The organism is Methylobacterium sp. D54C, from assembly GCF_053345595.1.
The window spans coordinates 1-857 of sequence record NZ_JBKFAK010000097.1 but is presented as its reverse complement, the minus strand read 5'-3'; the positions used below and the strand labels follow the sequence as shown (position 1 = coordinate 857).

The 857-nt window shown below is 67.6% G+C and carries 1 protein-coding gene; it reads left to right on the top strand.

The features are described 5' to 3' along the window. Nucleotides 1-82: 82 nt before the first annotated feature. Nucleotides 83-840, top strand: a protein-coding gene (locus ACLBYB_RS32660) for an IS5 family transposase (RefSeq protein WP_447701362.1) whose coding sequence is annotated in 2 segments (ribosomal slippage) — nucleotides 83-419 and nucleotides 419-840 — 759 coding nt in all. Because the reading frame shifts where the segments join, the coding sequence is not laid out codon by codon here. The last annotated feature ends 17 nt before the right edge of the window (nucleotides 841-857 follow it).

Genomic DNA, 857 nt, shown 5'->3' with positions numbered 1-857 from the left:
CTAGGGTGTGAACCGAACCAATCCGTTGCAGGGTCTGTCGTTTTATGATTCCAGGCGGCCGTTTTCTGGCCTGGAGGCGGTGATGGCGGACCTGTTCTGGCTCTCGGATGAGCAATGGGCGGTGATCGGACCGTTCATGCCCAAGGATCAGCCCGGACCCGAGCGCAAGGACGACCGGCAAATCATCTCTGGCATCCTGCACGTGCTGACCTCGGGCTGCCGCTGGCGCGATTGCCCGGCCGCCTACGGCCCGCCGACCACGGTCTACAACCGCTTCAACCGATGGTCGCGGCGCGGCTTCTGGAAAGCCATGCTCGCCGCGCTGGCCAAGGCCGGATGGACGGGCGATGCGGCTGCCCTCGACAGCAGCTACGTCCGCGCCCACCGCTCTGCCCATGGCGGCAAAGGGGGGCGACGGCGCAGGCCATTGGCCCGTCGCGCGGCGGCCAGACCACCAAGATCCACGCGCTCACTGACGTCCTCGGCCGCCCTGGCGTCCTCCTGCTGACGCCCGGCAACGCCAGCGATGTGACCACCGCGCCTGCGGTGCTGGCCGAAGCGCCGGGCCGGATCCAACGTCTGGCAGCCGACAAGGGCTACGATGCCGACTGGCTGCGCGCTGACCTGCGCAAGAGCGGCATCACGCCGGTCATCCCGGGCAAGCGCGGCCGCAAGCGGAAGATCCGCCACGACAAGAGCCGCTATCGGGAGCGGTGGCGGATCGAGGCGACCTTCAACCGCCTCAAGGACTTTCGCCGGATCGCAACCCGCTACGACAAGCTTGCCCGCAACTACGCTTCGGCCCTCGCTCTGGCCGCCGTCATCACCTTCTGGTGCTGATCGAGTCCAAACCCTAG